Origin of the sequence: Bosea sp. BIWAKO-01, assembly GCF_001748145.1 — a bacterium.
Classification (GTDB): Bacteria; Pseudomonadota; Alphaproteobacteria; order Rhizobiales; family Beijerinckiaceae; genus Allobosea.
This window is the reverse complement of sequence record NZ_BCQA01000001.1, coordinates 615,889-635,399: the sequence shown is the minus strand read 5'-3', so window position 1 is coordinate 635,399 and position 19,511 is coordinate 615,889. Positions and strand designations below refer to the sequence as shown.

At 66.5% G+C, this 19,511-nt stretch carries 14 protein-coding genes; 11 read left to right on the top strand and 3 right to left on the bottom strand.

What is annotated here, in order from left to right; all coding sequences use genetic code 11:
* Positions 1 to 27: 27 nt before the first annotated feature.
* Positions 28 to 807 carry a S1 family peptidase gene (locus tag BIWAKO_RS02930; protein ID WP_244523345.1) on the bottom strand — a complete coding sequence of 260 codons (780 nt, stop codon included), beginning with the start codon at positions 805 to 807 and terminating at the stop codon, positions 28 to 30.
* Between the two features lie 316 nt (positions 808 to 1,123).
* Here BIWAKO_RS02930 and BIWAKO_RS02925 point away from each other — a divergent pair, with 316 nt between their 5' ends.
* The 11 genes from BIWAKO_RS02925 (at position 1,124) to BIWAKO_RS02875 (ending at position 14,305) form a co-directional block, all read left to right on the top strand.
* A complete protein-coding gene (locus BIWAKO_RS02925; protein WP_069877267.1) occupies positions 1,124 to 1,444 on the top strand; it encodes a PepSY domain-containing protein in 321 nt (106 codons plus the stop codon).
* 59 nt (positions 1,445 to 1,503) lie between these two features.
* Positions 1,504 to 2,172, top strand: a complete 669-nt coding sequence (locus BIWAKO_RS02920; protein ID WP_043241156.1) for a response regulator transcription factor — start codon at positions 1,504 to 1,506, stop codon at positions 2,170 to 2,172.
* A 9-nt stretch (positions 2,173 to 2,181) separates the two neighbouring features.
* A complete protein-coding gene (locus tag BIWAKO_RS02915) occupies positions 2,182 to 3,552 on the top strand; it encodes an ATP-binding protein (protein WP_069877266.1) in 1,371 nt (456 codons plus the stop codon).
* A 71-nt stretch (positions 3,553 to 3,623) separates the two neighbouring features.
* Positions 3,624 to 4,727: a c-type cytochrome biogenesis protein CcmI gene (gene ccmI / locus BIWAKO_RS02910; RefSeq protein ID WP_069877265.1), complete on the top strand. Its 1,104-nt coding sequence runs from the start codon at positions 3,624 to 3,626 to the stop codon at positions 4,725 to 4,727.
* Positions 4,728 to 4,768: 41 nt separating this feature from the next.
* A complete protein-coding gene (gene ccmE / locus BIWAKO_RS02905; protein ID WP_069882112.1) occupies positions 4,769 to 5,230 on the top strand; it encodes a cytochrome c maturation protein CcmE in 462 nt (153 codons plus the stop codon).
* Positions 5,231 to 5,237: 7 nt separating this feature from the next.
* Entirely contained in the window at positions 5,238 to 7,214 is a 1,977-nt protein-coding gene (locus BIWAKO_RS02900) for a heme lyase CcmF/NrfE family subunit (protein WP_069882111.1), read from the top strand.
* Between the two features lie 4 nt (positions 7,215 to 7,218).
* The gene (locus BIWAKO_RS02895; RefSeq protein ID WP_069877264.1) at positions 7,219 to 7,689 is read left to right on the top strand and encodes a cytochrome c-type biogenesis protein; all 471 of its coding nucleotides are present in this window, start codon (positions 7,219 to 7,221) and stop codon (positions 7,687 to 7,689) included.
* 123 nt (positions 7,690 to 7,812) lie between these two features.
* On the top strand, positions 7,813 to 9,012 hold the full coding sequence (locus tag BIWAKO_RS02890; protein WP_069877263.1) for a S1C family serine protease: 1,200 nt from the start codon (positions 7,813 to 7,815) through the stop codon (positions 9,010 to 9,012).
* Between the two features lie 122 nt (positions 9,013 to 9,134).
* Positions 9,135 to 9,818: a response regulator transcription factor gene (locus BIWAKO_RS02885; protein ID WP_043241143.1), complete on the top strand. Its 684-nt coding sequence runs from the start codon at positions 9,135 to 9,137 to the stop codon at positions 9,816 to 9,818.
* A gap of 55 nt (positions 9,819 to 9,873) precedes the next feature.
* Positions 9,874 to 11,331 (top strand): HAMP domain-containing sensor histidine kinase, encoded by a 1,458-nt coding sequence (locus BIWAKO_RS02880; RefSeq protein ID WP_141740320.1) that lies wholly within the window; start codon positions 9,874 to 9,876, stop codon positions 11,329 to 11,331.
* A gap of 16 nt (positions 11,332 to 11,347) precedes the next feature.
* Positions 11,348 to 14,305, top strand: coding sequence for a bifunctional [glutamine synthetase] adenylyltransferase/[glutamine synthetase]-adenylyl-L-tyrosine phosphorylase (locus BIWAKO_RS02875; RefSeq protein WP_069877261.1), 2,958 nt, complete (start codon positions 11,348 to 11,350; stop codon positions 14,303 to 14,305).
* A gap of 7 nt (positions 14,306 to 14,312) precedes the next feature.
* Here the strand turns inward: BIWAKO_RS02875 and BIWAKO_RS02870 are convergent, their stop codons facing one another.
* Positions 14,313 to 16,607: a PAS domain-containing sensor histidine kinase gene (locus tag BIWAKO_RS02870; RefSeq protein ID WP_069877260.1), complete on the bottom strand. Its 2,295-nt coding sequence runs from the start codon at positions 16,605 to 16,607 to the stop codon at positions 14,313 to 14,315.
* 218 nt (positions 16,608 to 16,825) lie between these two features.
* Positions 16,826 to 19,471: an aminopeptidase N gene (gene pepN, locus BIWAKO_RS02865; RefSeq protein ID WP_069877259.1), complete on the bottom strand. Its 2,646-nt coding sequence runs from the start codon at positions 19,469 to 19,471 to the stop codon at positions 16,826 to 16,828.
* Positions 19,472 to 19,511 lie beyond the last annotated feature (40 nt).

Sequence of the window (19,511 nt, the reverse complement as noted above, 5' to 3'; positions counted from 1 at the left end):
CTGTTTCGAGCCAGTCCAGTGTTTCGATCAGCGATCGGGTGTCCAGGATGCGCTCTCGCCCCATTGCGACAAGGTGCGGTCGATCCAGTTTCGCTGCGGCGCGACGAGAACGCCCTGGCTCAGCAGGCCACAATTCCTGCCCTTCGGGCCAGTGGACCAGCTTGTCACGGCGATGACGCCGTCGCTGCCCTGCCAGATCGGGCCGCCGGAATCTCCCTGGCAGGCGCCGGCGCCGGGGCGACTGCCCGCACCAGCAGGATCTGCCGCCCAGAGCAGGATCTTGCCTGGGCCATAGGGCTCGACCGTCGCCAGAGTGGCGGAGCGGTAGGTGCCGGTGGTGCGGGCCTCTCCCTCCCGGGAGACCCCATAGCCTGCAAGGGTGATCTCCGAACCGGCGCGCGGCAGGCCGCCGTCGATCAAGGCGGCGGGCGAGAAGCGCGACGGCAGCGGTGCGGACAGGCGCACCAGGGCGAGATCAATCGAGCGGCGCCGCGCCGTGATCGCCTTCGCATCGAAGCCGGGATGGAACGAGACCGTGGCAGGAGCGATCAGCACCGGTTCGCCGCTGCCGTCCTTCCAGTGGATGCGCAGCTCGACGCCGCCATCGGCGCAATGGGCCGCGGTCAGGATCGTTCGCGGTGACAGGACGATCCCGCTGCAGACGCCGCCGCGCGCATTGAGAACCATCAGCGTCGACGCGGCCGAAGGCCCGCCGTCGCGTCCGCCGAGCACGGCCAGGGCAGGCGTTGCCGCCAGAAGCGCTGCGAGCGCGAGCCCGCCAGGGCCAATCGAACCTCTGACGCTCATCGGATCTCCTCTCATCGTGAGCTGGGAGCGATAGCGCGTCGGATCGCATAATTGAACCTGTAATCGGAACCGACGGCTGACGCTGGAGGGGCTTGTTCGTCAGGCCAGCCAGCGGCGCGTGCGGCTGGCGGGGCGCGGAAATGCAGGACTCCGTGAGACGGACGTCTGCAAACCGAGATTGAGATCGCCCACGCACAGATCCGCAAGGTTGTGGGCAAGGGACAGGAATGGCGTGGACGGCTGGCGGTGCACTGGCATATCCTGACGATACGCGAGCCGCCCATTCATGGCGTGTTCAGTTGCTCGGGATTAGCGAATGTCGATGATGCCCGTCGAAACGATCTTCGCCCTGACACTGCTTGCCCAGCCCCTCCCGATTGTCACAATCGACAGCCAGGAGCCCATCTCCTGCCTGTCGGCAGACGAGATGCGCGAGGCGGTGTCGGATGGGCGGGTGATCCAGCCAGCCCAGGCCTCCAGGCATGCGCGCAACGCCGCGCCGGGCGAGGTCGTCCGTATCAGGCTGTGTCGCCAGGGCGATGATTTCGTCTATGTTGTAACGACGTTGAAGCGCGACGGTCGCGTGGCCCGGGTGACGCTCGAGGGCCAGTCCGGCAAGGTCTCAACCATTCGCTGAGCGGCAGCCTTCAGGCGAAGGCATCCGGCCTCGGGACATCAAGACAGGAGTGAGCCGACGTGAGACTGCTCGTCGTCGAGGACGACAAGGACCTCAATCGCCAGATCGTGACCGCGCTGGAGAATGCCGGCTATGCCGTCGACAAGGCGTTCGACGGCGAGGAGGGCCTCTATCTCGGAGAGACCGAACCCTATGACGCAGTGATCCTCGATCTCGGCCTGCCGAAGGTCGATGGCGTGACTGTGCTCCAGGGCTGGCGCCGGGCCGAAAAGACCATGCCGGTGCTGATCCTGACCGCACGGGATCGCTGGAGCGACAAGGTCTCGGGCTTCGATGCGGGCGCCGACGACTATGTCGTCAAGCCGTTCCATATCGAGGAGCTGCTGGCCCGCGTCCGGGCGCTGCTGCGCCGTGCGGCCGGCCATGCCACCTCGGAGCTCACCTGCGGCCCGGTGCGGCTCGACACACGCGCCAGCCGGGTCGTCGTCGACGGCAATCCGGTCAAGCTCACCTCGCACGAATACCGGCTGCTTGCCTATCTGATGCATCATCAAGGTCGTGTCGTCTCGCGTACCGAACTGGTCGAGCATCTCTACGATCAGGATTTCGACCGGGACTCCAACACCATCGAGGTTTTCGTCGGCCGTCTCCGCAAGAAGCTCGGCGTCGAGATCATCGAGACCGTTCGTGGGCTTGGCTACATCGCCGCCGCGCCTGCCAAGGTCTGACGACGCTCCATGCCGGGCAAATCGCACCGCTATTCGCTCGGCGCTCGCCTTTTCCTGTCGGCGGCAGTGTGCTGCGCGCTGGTGCTGGCGCTCGCCGGCTTCGGCCTGACGACATTCTACCGCCGCTCGGCCGAACGTGGCTTCGACGAGCGGCTCAGCGTCTACATCAAGGAGCTGGTCGCGGATCTCGCTGCGCCGCCGGAAACCGAACGCCAGGCGATCGGCGATCTCGGCGAGCCGCGTTTCGATCTGCCGCTATCGGGCTGGTACTGGCAGATCGTCAGGCTCGACGGCGAAAAGCCCGTGGTGCGCACCTCGCGCTCTCTTGTCGGCGGGCAGTTGCCGAAGCTTCTCGACCAGCAGCTGACGCCGAACGCGCGCGGCTTGCGTGAGAGCTATGTCTCGGGTCCGGACGAGAGAGGTCTGCGCATCATCGAGCGCGAGATCGATGTCGGCGAGGATGGACGCTTCATCGTCGGCGTCGCGGCGCCTGCCGACGAGATCGAGGGCGACATCCGTGATTTCCGCCTGGCGCTGACATTGACCTTCCTGCTGCTCGGGCTCGCGCTCGTCGCCTCGACCCTGATCCAGGTTCGCTTCGGCCTGCGCCCCCTCGTCAGGCTTGGGACAGCGGTCGGCTCGGTGCGAACCGGCGAGGCCGCCCGGATCGCCGGAAAATACCCGCCTGATCTTGCGCCACTGGCTGGCGAACTCAATCAGCTCATCGACGCCAACCGCGAAATCCTGGAACGGGCCCGGACCCAGGTCGGAAATCTCGCCCACGCCCTGAAGACGCCGCTCAGCGTGATGCTGAACGAAGCCGAGGCAAGCGACCCGCATCTGCCGCAGACTGTGCGCAACCAGGCGGCGATCATGCGCGACCAGGTGCAGTACTATCTCGACCGCGCGCGGGCGGCCGCACTCTCCGGCGCGCTCGGCAGCGTCACCGAGGTTGCACCCTCGCTCGACGCCCTGATCCGCACCTTCGCCAAGATCTCGCAGGGGCGCGGCATCACAGGCATGCACCACGTCCCGCCCCATGTCCGCTTTCGCGGCGAGCGGCAGGATCTGGAGGAAATGCTCGGCAATCTGCTCGACAACGCGTTCAAATGGGCGCGCTCGACGGTCGAGGTGAGCCTGGCTCCCGAAGCCGAAGAGGGGCGGATCGCGTTGCTGATCGACGATGATGGTCCCGGGCTCCCGTCCGAGGCCCTGCTCGACGTGCTCAAGCGTGGTCGCAGGCTCGACGAGACGACGCCGGGCTCCGGCCTCGGGCTCTCGATCGTGGTCGATCTCGCCAAGCTCTATGGCGGCGAGGTCACGCTCGAGCGCTCCCGCCTCGGCGGCCTGCGGGCGCGCCTGCTGCTTCCTTCGGTCTGACGGTGCCGACGTGACCCTTTGTCGCCATCGGCAGACATGATACGGCGTCAGCGATTGGCTATGAACGCGACATGCTGATCTGGATCATCTTTGCGGCAATGACGGCGGCGGCGGTTTTCGCCTTGCTCTGGCCCCTTGGGCGCGGAGACGCGAACGCGTTTGCCGAGGTCACCGACGCAAAGAGCCTCTATCGCTCCCAGCTCGCCGAGATCGACCGCGATTTTGGCCGCGGGCTGATCGGCGGCACCGAGGCGGACGCTGCGCGCGCCGAGGCCGGGCGCAGGCTCTTGCGTGCGGCGGACGGGGAGGCCGTTCCCACGGGAGACAGCGAACCCGCGCTGCGTCGCCGTCGTGCAGCCTCGGCGATCGCGCTGTCCTGCGTGCCGCTCTTTGCCCTTCTGCTCTACGGCGCTCAGGGCTCGCCCGAGCGACCGGACCAGCCGCTCTCGGCGCGGCTGAAATCGGACCCCTCTCAGGATTTTGCGCTCGCGGTCAGCCGCATCGAGGCTCATCTGGCGGCCAACCCCGGCGACGCGCGGGGCTGGGCCGTCGTGGCGCCGGTCTATTTGCGCCAGGGTCGTTACGACGAGGCGGCGCGGGCCTTTGCGGCGGCGCTGGAGCATGGCGGAGCCAATGCCGAATTGCTGGCCGGCCTTGGCGAGGCGCGTGCGCTTGCCGCAGGCGGCGTGGTGACGGCTGAAGCGCGCCAGCCGCTGACCGAAGCGGTCAAGCTCGACGGCGGTAATGCTCGGGCCCGCTTCTTCCTGGCGATTGCCAAGGAGCAGGACGGCGACAGTGCCGGCGCGATTGTCGATCTGCGCGCTCTGCTCGCTGACGCTCCCGCTGACGCGACCTGGGTCGGGACGGTGCGCCTGCGCCTGGAGGGGCTGGAGGCCGCACCGTCCACCGGTGCCTCGATCGCGGCCTTGCCGCCGGGCGAGCAGCAGCTCGCGATCCGGGGCATGGTCGATGGTCTTGCCGAGCGCCTCAAGATGGGCGGCGGCACCTTCGCCGAATGGACGCGCCTGATCCGTTCGCAGGTCGTGCTCGGCGACAAGCCGGCAGCGCGAGAGGCGATCATCGCGGCCCGCCAGCGCTTTGCCGACGATGGTGCAGCGCTTGGCCAGCTTGATGCCCTGGCCGGAGAACTCGGATTGCGGGAGCCCGCGCCATGACCGCTACAGAACCGTCGCGGATCGTGACGCCGCGCCGCGGGATGAGCCGCAAGCAACGTCGCTTGGCCCTGATCGGAGCGGCAGGCGCGGTCCTGTGCCTTGCTGCCGGCCTCGTGCTCTTCGCCATGCGCGATTCGATCGTCTTCTTCTACGGGCCGACGGAAATCACCGAGAAGGGGCTGCAGCCCGGCACGCGCATGCGGCTCGGCGGCCTCGTCGAGACGGGGTCCGTGTCTCGCGGGCCTGGCCAGCGCGTGACTTTCGCCATTACCGACAGCAAGACCACTGTCCAGGTGAGCTATGATGGACTCCTGCCGGATCTCTTCCGCGAAGGGCAGGGCGTCGTGACGGAAGGCGTGCTTGAGGCGGCAGGCCGGTTCCGTGCGGATTCGGTTCTCGCCAAGCATGACGAAACCTATATGCCGCGCGAGGTCGCGGACGCACTGAAGAAGCAAGGCCATTGGCAGCCCGGCGACGCCGGTGCGCAGAAGCCGCAGCAGTGAGGGCAGGATGATCGTCGAGATCGGACATTTCGCGCTCGCGCTGGCGCTGGGTGTCGCCGTCGTCCAGGCGCTCGTCCCACTCTGGGGCGTCTCGCGGCGGGATGCGGCCCTGGCTGCCGTCGGCCCGACGGCGGCGGTGACCTGTTTCCTGCTGGTCGCCTTCTCCTTCCTTGCGCTCGTCGTGTCCTATGTGCGCTCCGATTTTTCGGTCGAGAACGTCGTCGCCAATTCGCATTCGGCCCAGCCGCTGATCTACAAGGTGACGTCGACCTGGGGCAATCACGAAGGCTCCATGCTGCTCTGGGTTCTTATCCTGACACTGTTTGGAGCGCTGGTCGCCGTGTCGCGCCGGTCTCTGCCCACGCGTCTCAGGGCCGGAACACTGGCGGCGCAGGGTTTCGTCACGGTTGCCTTCCTGGCTTTCGTGCTGCTGACCTCGAACCCGTTCCGGCGGCTCGATCCGGCGCCGGGCGAGGGCCAGGACCTCAACCCGATCCTTCAGGATCTCGGCCTCGCGATCCACCCGCCGCTGCTCTATGTCGGCTATGTCGGCTTCTCCATCACCTATGCCTTCGCGGTCGCCGCCCTGATCGACGGGCGTATCGATGCCGTCTGGGCGCGCGCTGTCAGGCCGTGGACTCTCCTGGCCTGGGTCTTCCTGACGCTCGGCATCGCGATGGGGTCCTACTGGGCCTATTACGAGCTTGGCTGGGGCGGCTGGTGGTTCTGGGACCCGGTCGAGAACGCCTCGCTGATGCCCTGGCTGGCCGGCACGGCGCTGATTCACTCCACCGTGGTGATGGAGAAGCGCGATGCGCTGAAGGTCTGGACGATCCTGCTCGCGATCCTGACCTTCTCGCTCTCGCTGCTCGGCACCTTCATCGTTCGCTCCGGCGTCCTGACCTCGGTGCATTCCTTCGCCAGTGATCCCGGCAGAGGCCTCTTCATCCTCGCGATCCTCGTGTTCTTCGTCGGCGGCTCGCTGGCGCTCTTCGCCTGGCGCGCGCCGCTGCTGCGGCAGGGCGGCCTCTTCGCCCCGATCTCGCGGGAGGGTGCGCTGGTCGTGAACAATCTCTTCATCGCGACCGCCTGCGCGACCGTTTTCATCGGTACGCTCTATCCGCTGGTGCTGGAGATGCTGACCGGCGACAAGATTTCCGTTGGCCCCCCGTTCTTCAACGCCACCTTCGTACCCGTGGTCGTGCCCCTGCTGCTGCTGCTGCCGATCGGCCAGACGCTGGCCTGGAAGCGCGGTGATCTGCTCGGTGCGGCGCAACGCATGTCGGCGGCTCTCGTGCTCGCAATCGTCTCCGGGCTTGCAGTCGTCGCGATCATGCGCGGCGGCCCCGTCCTGGCGCCGCTAGGCATCGGGCTTGGCGTCTTCCTCATCGCAGGTTCTGCCTGGGATATCGGCGAGCGCGTGGTGCGGCGGGCGAGCGGCGCCTCCGCGATGCTGTCGCGCGCAGTCGGCCTGCCGCGTTCGGCCTGGGGTACGGCCTTCGCGCATGCCGGCGTCGGCCTCAGCGTGATCGGTATCGCGGCTGCCGCATGGAGCGCGGAGGGAATCGGCGTGCTGAAGCCGGGCGAAAGCCTGACCAGCGGCCGCTATACCGTGGTCCTGGAGTCGGTCACGCCGCGCAAGGGCCCCAACTTTACCGAGGATGTGGCGCGCTTCCGCGTCTCTGCCGGCGACAGGCAGTTGAAACCTGTCGAGGCAATGAAGCGGATCTACACCGCGCGCGCCATGCCGACGACGGAGGCCGGCATTCGGACCGACGGCCTCAGCCAGGTCTATGTCAGCCTTGGCGAGCCGCAGGGCGGCGGAATCGCGGTCAGGGTCTATGACAAGCCGCTCATCCTGCTGATCTGGATCGGTGCCGTCGTCATGGCTTTCGGCGGAGCGCTTTCGCTGACCGACCGGCGCTTCCGTCTCGCCGTGCCGCGGCGTGCCGCGACGCGCGCCGTCGTCCAGCCGGCGGAGTGAACGCATGCGTCGCGTCCTTGCCTTGCTGATGCTCGGCCTGCTTTGCGCCAGCCCGGTCAGGGCGGTGCAGCCGGACGAGGTCCTGCCGAACGCCCCGCTCGAGCAGCGGGCGCGCCAGATTTCCGGCGGCCTGCGCTGCCTCGTCTGCCAGAACCAGTCGATCGACGATTCCGACGCGCCACTTGCCCGCGACCTGCGCATCCTCGTGCGAGAGCGGCTGGTGGCCGGTGATACGGATGAGGCCGTGCGCGATTTCGTCGTCGCACGCTACGGCAATTTCGTCCTGCTCAGTCCTCCCCTCAATATCCGCACTATTGCACTGTGGATCGCGCCGTTCCTGATCCTTGCCTTCGGCCTTGCCTATCTCGGCCGGAGAAGCCGGCTGATGCGGGCCCCGGCCGGGCAGCAGACGAGACCTCTGAGCGAAGATGAACAAGCCCGCGTCGACGCGCTGATCAGGCGGGACGGCAACTAAGGCATCGGCCCGCTCAACCTTACAAAAACGTCATCTCGGCGCGAAAACGGGGTAAGGCGCCACCCGTCATGGTCACGACACCAAGCAGGGAATGCCCCTGCCGTCAGTCGCAGAGGTAAAACCATGACGACCCCTACCACTTCCAAGTCCATTCTCAAGCGCGGCGCCCTGATCGCTGGTGCGGCCACGCTGGGCATCGGCCTTGCCGCTGGTCTCGCCGATGGCGCGCTCATGCAGAACCACAGCGCGATTGCCCAGCCGATCCAGCTCTCCGGCGTCCAGAGCCAGCTTCCGTCCTTCGCGGACATGGTCGATCACGTGAAGCCGGCTGTCGTTTCCGTTCGCGTCAAGACCAGCGTCGCTGCTGCCTCCGCTGAGGATGGCGAGAGCGGCATCGAAGGTCTGCCGCCCGGCCACCCGCTCGAGCGCTTCCTCCGCCGTTTCGGTGAAGAGGGCCAGGGCCAGGGCCCGCGCCAGGGCAAGCCGCAGCCGCGTCAGGGCATGTCGCAGGGTTCGGGCTTCTTCGTCAGCCAGGACGGCTATGTCGTGACCAATAACCACGTCGTCCAGAACGCGACCGAGGTCCAGCTCGTCACCGATTCCGGCAAGACGCTTGCGGCCAAGGTCATCGGCACCGATCCGCGGACCGATATCGCATTGCTGAAGGTCACTGAGGAAGGCAACTATCCCTTCGTCCAGCTCGCCAAGGGCAAGCCCCGCATCGGCGACTGGGTGCTCGCTGTCGGCAATCCCTTCGGCCTCGGCGGAACTGTGACCGCGGGCATCGTCTCGGCTCAGGGCCGCGATATTGGCTCCGGCCCCTATGACGACTTCCTGCAGATCGACGCGGCGGTGAACCGCGGTAACTCGGGCGGCCCGACCTTCAACCAGAAGGGTGAGGTCGTCGGCGTCAACACCGCGATCTACTCGCCGTCGGGCGGCAATGTCGGCATCGCCTTTGCCGTTCCCGCTGCCACCGTCGAGAGCGTCGTCGCCTCGCTGAAGAAGGATGGTTCTGTCGCTCGCGGCTTCATTGGCGTCCAGATCCAGCCGGTCACGGCCGAAGTTGCTGACGCGATTGGTCTCAAGGAGCCGCGTGGCGCCCTGATCGCCGAGGCGCAGGCCAATGGTCCCGCCGCGAAGGCAGGCATCAAGCGTGGTGACACGATCATCGCCGTCAATGGCGAGAAGGTTGCCGACGCCCGCGATCTCTCCAAGAAGATCGCAGTCTTCGCACCGGGCACCAAGACGACCCTGACCGTTTGGCGTGAAGGCAAGGAGCGGGAGGTCAGCTTCGAGGTCGGCCGTCAGCCGGCCGCCTAAACAAGGTTGGGCAGGCTTCCTGGCTTTCAGTCGCCCCTGCCAGGTAAACCAGCCTTAACGCGGCAGGCCGGATGTATTCATCCGGCCTGCCGTTTTTCAGTTTCCTGAGGTAACCTGCCGTCATGCGACTCCTTATCGTTGAAGACGACGCCGAAGCGGCGGCCTATCTCGTCAAGGCCTTTCGCGAGGCTGGTCATGTTGCCGATCATGCCGCCGACGGCCTGCAGGGCTATGCGATGGCGGAGGGGGGCGGCTACGACGTTCTGGTGGTCGATCGCATGCTGCCGCGCCTCGATGGCCTGTCGCTGATCCGTTCGCTCAGGGAGCAGAACGATGCGACACCGGCGCTGATCCTGTCGGCGCTCGCGCAGGTCGATGATCGCGTGAAGGGCTTGCGTGCCGGCGGCGACGACTATCTGCCGAAGCCTTATGCCTTTTCCGAGCTGCTGGCGCGCGTCGAGGTGCTGTCGCGGCGGCGTGCGGCGCCCGCCTCGGAGCCGACGACCTATCGCGTCGGCGATCTCGTGCTCGACCGGCTGGCCCACCGGGTCACTCGCGGCGACAGCGAGATTCCGCTGCAGCCACGTGAATTCCGCCTGCTCGAGTATTTGATGAAGCATGCCGGGCAGGTCGTGACCCGCACGATGCTGCTTGAGAATGTCTGGGACTATCATTTCGATCCGCAGACCAACGTCATCGACGTGCATGTCTCGCGGTTGCGTTCGAAGGTCGACAAGGGTTTCGAGCATCCGATGATCCACACCATTCGCGGCGCGGGATACATGGTTCGTGACACGACCCGCTGACATCGTCTCGCCGGGCTCCGGCGCGTCTCAGGCTCCGAAGAGGAAGCAGCGCTTCCTGCCGAACCTGTTCCGCACCACCGCCTTCAAGCTGACCGCGATCTATCTCGTCATCTTCGCGCTCTTCGCCGGGTTCGTGCTCGGCTATGTCGCCTGGAACGCCAAGCGGCTGCTGGATGACCAGATCCGCTCGACGATCGATGCCGAGATCCAGGGGCTGGCCGAGCAGCAGCGCCTGGGGGGCATCAGGCGCCTCGTCAACATCATCGAGCGGCGCTCGCGCGCGCCGGGCGCTTCGCTCTATCTCGTGACGACGCCGGTCGGCGAGCGTCTGGCCGGGAATGTCGAGGCACTGCAGCCGGGCGCTCTCGACCTGCCGGGTGAGAGCGAGATCGAATATTCCCGCAGCAGCGATGCGCTCGACTCGCCGAGCCGCGCCATCGTTCGGGTCTTCGTGCTTCCAGCCGGCTTCAGGCTGCTCGTCGGCCGGGACCTCGAGGAACGGGACCGGCTGGGCGTGGTGATCCGACGGGCGGCCGGCTGGTCGCTTCTGCTCGTCTTCGTGCTGGGCTGCTTCGCGAGCTGGTTTGTGGCGCGGCGCGTGCTCAAGCGCATCGACGACATGACCGACACCGCGCAGACCATCATGGCGGGGGATCTCAAGGGACGGCTCGCGATCTCCGGTACCGGCGACGAGCTGGATCGGCTGGCGCTCAATCTCAATGCCATGCTGGACCGGATCGGCGAGTTGATGTCTGGCATGCAGGAGGTCTCCGACAATATCGCGCATGATCTCAAGACGCCGCTGACACGCCTGCGCAACCGGGCTGAGGAGGCGCTCCGGACCGCCCAGTCGCCGGACGAACTCCGCGGCGCACTGGATGCGTCCATCGACGAGGCCGACAATCTGATCCGCGTCTTCAATGCGCTGCTGATGATCGCGCGGCTGGAAACGGGGCGGATCAATGACAGCATGGCCGAATTGGATCTCTCGGAAGTCGTCTCGGGGCTCGCCGAGCTCTACGATCCCTTGGCGGAAGAGGCGGGCCTTGAGATCGTTACCGAGGTCACGCCTGACCTGCGCGTATTGGGCAATCGCGAGCTGATCGGACAGGCGCTCGCCAACCTCATCGACAATGCCCTGAAATATGGCAAGCCGACCGGGGATGCCGCTCCCGTCGTGCGCGTTGCCGCCGGTGTGGTCGGGCAACAGATCGAGCTCTCCGTGACCGATAATGGGCCAGGTATTCCCGAGGCCGACCGCGGTCGCGTTCTCGAGCGCTTCGTCAGGCTGGATCAAAGCCGCAGCAAGCCCGGCTTCGGGCTCGGCCTTTCGCTCGCGGCCGGCGTCGTCCGGCTCCATGGCGGCCAGATCAGGCTCGAGGACAATGCGCCGGGCCTGCGCGTCGTCATGCTGCTGCCGGAAGCGCCACCCAAGCCTGTGGAAACAGCCGGGGAAGGAGCGCTTCCCGCCTCGACAGCGCAGGCGAACCCTGCTGGCCTCCAGTCGGCTTGATCGGCGGGGTTATGCAATGGACGGGCAGCTTTGCGAGAGAGTGTCGAGCGCGCCCGTCCTGCCGGCGCGGGCCAAGGCCGATGCGCTCATCGCGCATGACCTGATCGACCGTCTGCGGGACGAGAAATCAGCCCAGGCGCTCGCCGCCCATTTCGCTGGATATCCGCGTTCGACCGAACTCGTCGCTGGTCTGCTGGCGCATTCGCCTTTTCTCGCGCAGGTCATGCGACTTGACCCCGAAGGGCTGCTCGCCTCGTTGACCTTGCCGCCAGAAGCGCGGCGGGACGCCCTGCTCAGCGATATCCAGGCGCTGGGTGCCGCCGCCGAATGCGAGACCGGCGAACTGATGCGGGGCTTGCGACGCTTTCGCCAGGCCATGGCGCTGCTCGTGGCGCTCGGCGATATCGGCGGCCTCTGGGATGTCGAGACGGTGACGGCCGCCTTGACCGCGACCGCCGACATGGCGGTGCGGCTGGCGGTTGCGCATGCGTTGCGGCAGGCCGCTGACCTCGGTCGGATTACACTGGCCGATCCAGGCAATCCAGGCCCGGGTTCGGGGCTCGTCGTGCTCGCGCTGGGCAAGCACGGCGCCGGCGAGCTGAATTACTCCTCCGACATCGATATCGTCGTCTTCTTCGATCCCGAAGCGGCCGAGGCCGCGGGCGTCGCCGAGCCGTCGAGTTTCTTCGTCAAGCTGACGCAACAGGTCGCCCGGATCATCCAGGAACGGACCCCGGACGGCTATGTCTTCCGCGTCGATCTCAGGCTGCGGCCCGATCCCGGCTCGACCCATGTCGCCGTCGCGCTGCCGACCGCTTATTCCTACTATGAGACCGTCGGTCAGAACTGGGAACGGGCGGCGATGATCAAGGCGCGCCCCGTGGCGGGCGATCTCGAACTCGGCCACCGCTTCATCCGCGATCTCGCTCCCTTCATCTGGCGCAAATATTTCGACTTCGCCGCGATCGCCGACATCCATGCGATGAAGCGCCAGATTCAGACGGTGAAGGGCCACGAGACCGTTGCGGTCGCCGGCCATAACGTGAAGCTCGGGCGCGGTGGCATCCGCGAGATCGAGTTCTTCGTGCAGACACAGCAGCTCGTCTTCGGCGGCAGGCGTCCGGCTTTGCGCGGTGCGCGGACCCTCGACATGCTGGCCGAACTGACCCGCGAAGGCTGGATCACGCCCCAGGCGCGCGACGAGCTCGGCGAATCCTATCGCTTCCTGCGCACGATCGAGCACCGCCTGCAGATGCGCAATGACGAGCAGACGCAGACTCTGCCGACGCAGAAGGCCGATCTCGAGGCCTTTGCCCGCTTCTGCGGCTATCCCTCGACGGCCGCTTTCGGCAAGGCGCTGACGGCTCATGCCAAGCGCGTCGAAGGTCATTATGGGCTGTTGTTCGAAGAAGGTCCGAGCCTGGCGAGCGAGGCCGGCACATTGAGCTTCACTGGCACCGAGCTTGATCCCGATACGCTGGAAACGCTGGGCAAGCTCGGCTTCCGCGCCCCGAAAACCGTGGCGGAGACCGTGCGCGGTTGGCATTTCGGCCGCCGGGCTGCCGTCACCAGTGCTCGCGCCCGCGAGGTGTTGACCGAGCTGACGCCGGCGCTGCTCGTGGCGCTGGGCCGCACGGCGGATCCCGATGGTGCGCTCGCCCATCTCGACAACGCCTTCGTGCGGATGCCGGCGGCTGTCGAACTGCTGACCCTGCTGCGTTCGCATGGCTCGCTGTTGACGATCTTCGCCGAGATTCTTGGCAGCGCCCCCCGCCTGGCCAAAGTCGCCGCCCTGCACCCGCATGTGCTCGATGGCGTCATCGACCCGGCCTTCACCTCATCCGTGCTCGATGGCGAGGCGGTTGCGCGGCGCATTCGCGCCGCGGTCGGCACGCCGCCGCCCAGCGTGGAAGACGGGCTCGATCGACTGCGCGATGCAGCCCGGCAGGAGAATTTCCTCGTCGGGGCGCGGCTGCTTTCAGGCGTCTATGCCGCCCAGCAGGCCGGTCAGGCCTATTGCGCGGTGGCCGATGCCTGCCTGTGCGTTGCCTTCGACGACACCAAGACGGCCTTCGCAGAAGACCATGGCGTGGTCGAGGGGGCGGAGACGGTGGTCCTCGGGCTCGGCCGGCTCGGGGCGGGCGAGCTGACGCCGTCCTCCGATCTCGACCTGATCCTGCTCTATGACCGGCCGGCTGCATCGGAGGCCAGCACCGGGCGCAAATCGCTCGATCCGGTGACCTGGCATATCCGCTTCACGCAGCGCCTCGTTGCGGCCCTGACGGTGCCGACGCGGCGTGGCACGCTCTACCAGGTCGACATGCGGCTGCGGCCCTCCGGCAACAAGAGCCCGGCCGCAACCCAGTTCGCCGGCTTCGAGGCCTATCACAGCGGCGAAGCCGAGATCTGGGAGGAAATGGCGCTGACGCGTGCCCGCGTGATCACCGGCGATGCTGGGCTCGCACGCCGCGCTGAAGCGGCGATCGCGGCCATCCTGGGCCGCAGCCGCGAGCCGGCCAAGGTCGCTGCCGCGGTTGCCGACATGCGGGCACTGATCGCCAGGGAGAAGGGTGAGAGCGATCCATGGGATCTCAAGCTCGCTGCAGGCGGGCTGACGGATCTGGATTTTCTGGCGCAGTTCCTGATCCTGGCTCACGCCAGCGCTCACCCCGGGCTTCTGGTGCGCGAGACCGCGTCGGTCTTCGTCGCTGCGCGCGAAGCCGGGCTGTTGGCGCAAGGGGATGTCTCGGTTCTGGTGGAGGCGCACCGTCTGATCGGCGACGTGCAGCTATGGCAGCGCTTCACCGTTGAGGAGGCTTTCGATCCGAAGGCGGTGCCGGAGCGTGTGCTGCGCCGGATCGCGACGGCCGTTGGCCGGCCGGATGCCAAGGTGCTGCGCGCAGAACTGGACGAAACGCGGAGCGCCGTGCGCGGGATCTTCAAGCGGGTGCTGGGCGCAGCCCGTCAGGGCTGAGGGAGGCTTACGCAGCCCGGGCGTTGATCCGCCCGGCACCCCCGTTCAGGGGCAGGTGCACCATCACGATCGTGCCGGCGCCGCTCGTCGAGCGCAGGCGCAGCGAGCCGCCATGGAGCTCCGTCAGGGACCGGGCGATGGCGAGACCGAGGCCGGAGCCGCCATGGCTGCGGATCAGCTCGCCCTCGACCTGCTCGAAGGGCCGGCCGATGCGGTCGATCTTCTCCTTCGGGATGCCGATGCCGGTATCCTCGACATAGATGTTGAGCGCGTCCGGCACCTGCCGCGTGCGGATGGCGACGCGCCCACCGGTGGGCGTGAACTTGATCGCGTTGTCGAGCAGGTTCTGAAGGATCTGATAGAGCGCATGCGGGTCGGCGACGAGGTGCAGGTTCTTGGCCCCCTCGACGGTCAGGGTGAGATCCTTGCGCGCGATCTGGTCCTGCGCCTCATGCACTGCTTCGGCCACGACGAGGTCGACCGCGACATCGGAGGCTTCCAGCCGGCGCTTGCCGGATTCCAGCCGCGACATGTCGAGGATGTCGTTGATGACGCTGAGCAGATAGCCGCCGCTGGTCCGGATGTCGCGGACATACTCGACATAGCGTTCGCTGCCGAGGGCGCCGAACATCCCGTTCTCCATGATTTCGGAGAAGCCGATGATGGCGTTGAGCGGCGTGCGCAGCTCGTGGCTCATATTCGCCAGGAATTCCGACTTGGCGCGGTTGGCGCTCTCGGCGGCAGCCTTCTGCTCGAGATAGCGCTCGGCGAGATCGGCGAGTTGCTGCGCTTGCGCTTCGAGCTTCTGGCGCGAGGCCTTGAGATTGGTGACATGCATCAGGAGTTCGTGCTCGGACTGGGTCAGCCGCTCTTCCTGCTGCTTCAGCGTGGTGATGTCGGTGCCGACCGAAACCGAGCCGCCATCCTTCGTGCGGCGTCCGTTGATCTGGAGCCAGCGTCCATCGGAGAGGCGCGCTTCATAGGAGGTGCCGTTCTCGCGGGAGTGGCGGGTCGGCTCGCGGTCGATATTGGGCTGGGCGCTGAGGCTCATCACCTCTTCGTGGCTGACGCCCCGGTGGACGGCTTCGGCGGAAAGTTGGTGCAATTGCTGGTATTTGGCGTTGCAGAGCACGAGACGGTTGTCCGCGTCCCAGAGCACGAAGGCTTCCGAGATGGCTTCGACGGCATCGCGCAGGCGGGCATCGGCTGTTGCGGTCTGCTCGGCCATGCGGCGTTGCTCGGAGATGTCGACGGCGATGCCGACGAGGTGCTGCGAATGGGTGCGCCGGTCGGTGACCAGCTCGGCGCGGGCCTTGAGCCAGACCCAGCCCCCATTGACGTCGCGAACCCGGAATTCCTGGTCGAGATGGTCGGCCTCGCCGCGGCTGATCGCGTCTGCGAGCGCGTAGAGATCGACATCGGCCGGATGGATGAAGGCATTGACCTCGCCGAAGGACATGAAGTCGCCAGCACGGTCATAGCCGAGCATCGCATACATCGAATCCGACCAGTAGATGCGGCCGCGCGCGAGGTCCCAGTCCCAGAGGCCGCAATGGCCGCGGTTGAGCGCGGTATCGATACGCTCCCGCACGCAGTCGCAATCCTCGTCGGCAGCGCGGGCGCGCTTCGACTGCATCAGGAAGGCGACGGTCAGCGCGGCAAGGACCAGCGCCGCCGAGCCGAACAGGATGGTGAGCGCACGACTGCGCTCATTCCAGAGCGACAGCACCCGCGACGCGGGCTGCAGCACCGCAACCTGGCCGAGCGGGGCGGCGAGGTTGCGGACGGTCGCGAAGGTCTCCAGGCCGCCTGGGAGAACGATCTTCATGACGCCGGCCCGGTCGCCGAACACGGTCAGCGGCTGGGTCTGGCCAAGGAAGTCGACCAGCGTGCGCCGGGCCTGGCCAATCACCGGCTCGCTGGCGATGACCTGACCGCCGGCATCGCTGACATGGACGAGGCGACCGCGTGACGACAGGTGCTTGGTCGCAAGTGCGGCAAGAACAGTCGCAGGTGCCGCATCGATCTTTGTCGCGATGTCGAGCTCTCGCGCGATCAGTGACGCAACGAGGTCAAGATCAGATATCGCATCCGACAATGCATCGTCGCGCATCGCGGAGGTCTGGATATAGGCGCCGGCACCGAAGAGGACGAAAAAGCCGAGGACGAGGGCAGGGATGACTTTGCGAAAGGTCGGCTCAGCCTTCTCAAACCGCTGGTAGAGCGGATGAGTCAGCGATCTTGCGACACCCAGAATCGTGCCTGCGCGCGTTGCCGCGCAGGTCGCGTTCGCACGCGCCATGCCCGTCCCCCTTCGGATAACAGTACCGTCAGTAAGATCGGGAGACGTGCCGCATCCCCTCGAATCACCGCCAGTTGAATCCGACCGAATCGGTTTGTCTAGCTTTGAGTTGAATCAGGGCCTCATAATTCACCCTATGGTTGTAGCAATTCATAGAATGAATCTTGTGCGGGTAATAAATCGTTAATGAACTGGACAGGCGGCGCGCGCCCCGCCTCTCAGGCGAGTGCGCGCTCCGCGATATCGGCGACGTCCCGCGACAGATTGGGGGTGCGCGACACCATGGTGAGGGCCGCATGAGCGAGGCTGCGACGGCCCGGCTCCAGCGTGCGCCAGGTCTTGAAGGAACCGAGCAGGCGCGAGGCGATCTGGGGGTTGGTCCGATCGAGCGCGATCACGATATCCGCGACGAAATCATAGCCGGCGCCATCGGCTCGGTTGAACTGCGTCAGGTTGGCGGCGAAGCCGCCGATGAGCGAGCGGACGCGGTTCGGGTTGCCGAGCGAGAAGGTCGGGTGCCGCATCAGGTCCTTGACGCGGTCGAGCGTGCCGGGCTCGGCGATCAGTGCCTGCGCCATCAGCCATTTGTCGAGCACGAGCGGCTCAGCCGCATAGCGCTCTGCAAAGCGCCGGATCAGGGCTTCGCGAGCCTCGCCCGGGATCAGTGTCATGGCTGCGAGTGCCGCAAGCCGGTCGGTCAGGTTGTCGGCGGCGCTGAACTGCGTATCTGCGAGGCGCGCGCTCGTCTCGGGAGCGCCGATGGCGAGCAGTCCCAGCGCTTCATTGCGCAGCGCCCGTCTCCCGGCTGCCGTGGCATCGGGAGAATAGAGGCTCTTATCGTCAAGCGCGTCGCGCAGGCTCGAAAGCCTGTCGGCGAGGGCCTTGCCGATCTGTGCCGAGAGTGCGCGGTGGGCCGCATGGATCCTGTCGGGATCGACATCTCGACCGATCTCACGGGCGATATCGGCGGCGGCGGGCAGGCGCAGCACCTGGGCGGCAAAGGCAGGGTCGGCGAGCGCATGATCGCGCAGGAAGGCGTCGAGCGCTCCGGCGAGCTCCGTGGCCTTGTCAGCAAGCCCGGCCGCGCTGAGGGCTCCGCGCCCGGCGCGGGTCAACGCGCGCGTCGCGACCGTTTGGAGCGCCTGCCAGCGATTGAACGAATCGCTGTCTGCCGAGAACAGGCGCAGCAGATCGGCATCGGCAAGATCGAGCTCCAGCCGCGCCGGGGCCGAAAAGCCGCGCAGCAGGGACGGGATCGGCGCTTCATCCAGGCCCGTGAAGGTCACCGACAGCGACGGTTGGTCGAGCACGATGAGGCCGTCTCCGGCATAGGCATTCGAGTTGCTGTGGAGCGGCAGGTCGCCGGCCGTGCCGACGAGGCCGAGCGCGATCGGCAGCACTACGGGCGCCTTCTGGGGTTGGCCGGGCGTCGGTGGCGTGCTCTGGGCGAGGTCGAGCGTATAGCTCCTTGCGGTAGCATCGTAGCGGCCGGAGGCGAGGATCGTTGGGGTGCCCGCCTGTTCGTACCAGCGCGCGAAATGGCTGAGATCCTGGCCCGAGCTCTCGGCGAAACAGGCCAGAAACTCCTCGATCGTCGCAGCGGTGCCGTCGCAGCGCTCGAAATAGAGATCCATGCCGCGCCTGAAGGCCTCGTCGCCGATCAGGACCTTGAGCATGCGGATCACCTCCGCGCCCTTCTCATAGACGGTCGGCGTGTAGAAGTTATTGATTTCCTTGTAGGCGCGCGGTCTGACGGGGTGGGCGAGGGGCCCTGCATCCTCGGAGAACTGGGTTGCGCGCAGGGTCCGCACATCGGCGATGCGCTTCACCGGGCGGGAGCGCTCGTCGGAGGAGAATTCCTGGTCGCGGAAGACCGTGAGACCTTCCTTCAGGCATAGCTGAAACCAGTCGCGGCAGGTGATCCGGTTACCGGTCCAGTTGTGAAAATACTCGTGCGCGATGATCGCCTCGATGCTGGCATAATCGCCATCACTGGCGGTCTGCGGATCGGCCAGCACATATTTGTCGTTGAAGATGTTGAGGCCCTTGTTCTCCATCGCGCCCATGTTGAAATCCGACACGGCGACGACGTTGAACACGTCGAGATCATAGTTCCGGCCGAAGACACGTTCGTCCCAGCGCATGCAGCGCACCAGCGAGTCCAGCGCCCAGCCGGCGCGGCTGCTCTTGCCGGGCTCGACATAGACGGCAAGCTCGACCTTGCGGCCATCGGCGGTGACATAGTCCTCGCGGACATGGTCCAGCCTGCCGCCGACCAGGGCAAACAGATAAGCGGGCTTGGGATGGGGGTCGTGCCAGACTGCGAAATGCCGGTCGGTGCCGGCGACGTCCCCGGTCGCGACACGGTTGCCGTTCGAGAGCAGGACCGGAGCCTCGGCCTTCTTCGCCTCCAGGCGCACGGTGTAGACAGACATCACGTCGGGGCGGTCGAGGAAATAGGTGATCCGGCGGAAGCCATCCGCCTCGCACTGGGTGCAGTAGACGTTGGACGAGCGATAGAGCCCCATCAGCTTGGTGTTGGCCGAGGGGTTCAGTACCGTCTCGATGGTGAGGGTGAAGCCGCGCTGCGGCGGCGCGAGCACGGTCAATCCCTGCGGCGTGGCGCTGTAGGCAGCCGTATCCAGCGTGGTTCCATCGAGCTTGAGCGAGACCAGCGTGAGCTCGTCCCCGTCGAGGACCAGTGCCGATCCCGGCTGCCCGGCCGGATTCGGCCTGAGGCCAAGCTGGGCCCGTACCTTCGTTTCATGCGCATCGAGAACGAAGTCGAGATCGACCGTATCGATCAGCCAGTCGGAGGGACGATAATCCTCGAGACGGATCAGGGGGGTATCTTCGGCGCGCATGGACAACCCTGGCGAAAACGAGATCTGAGCCTTGTCTGTA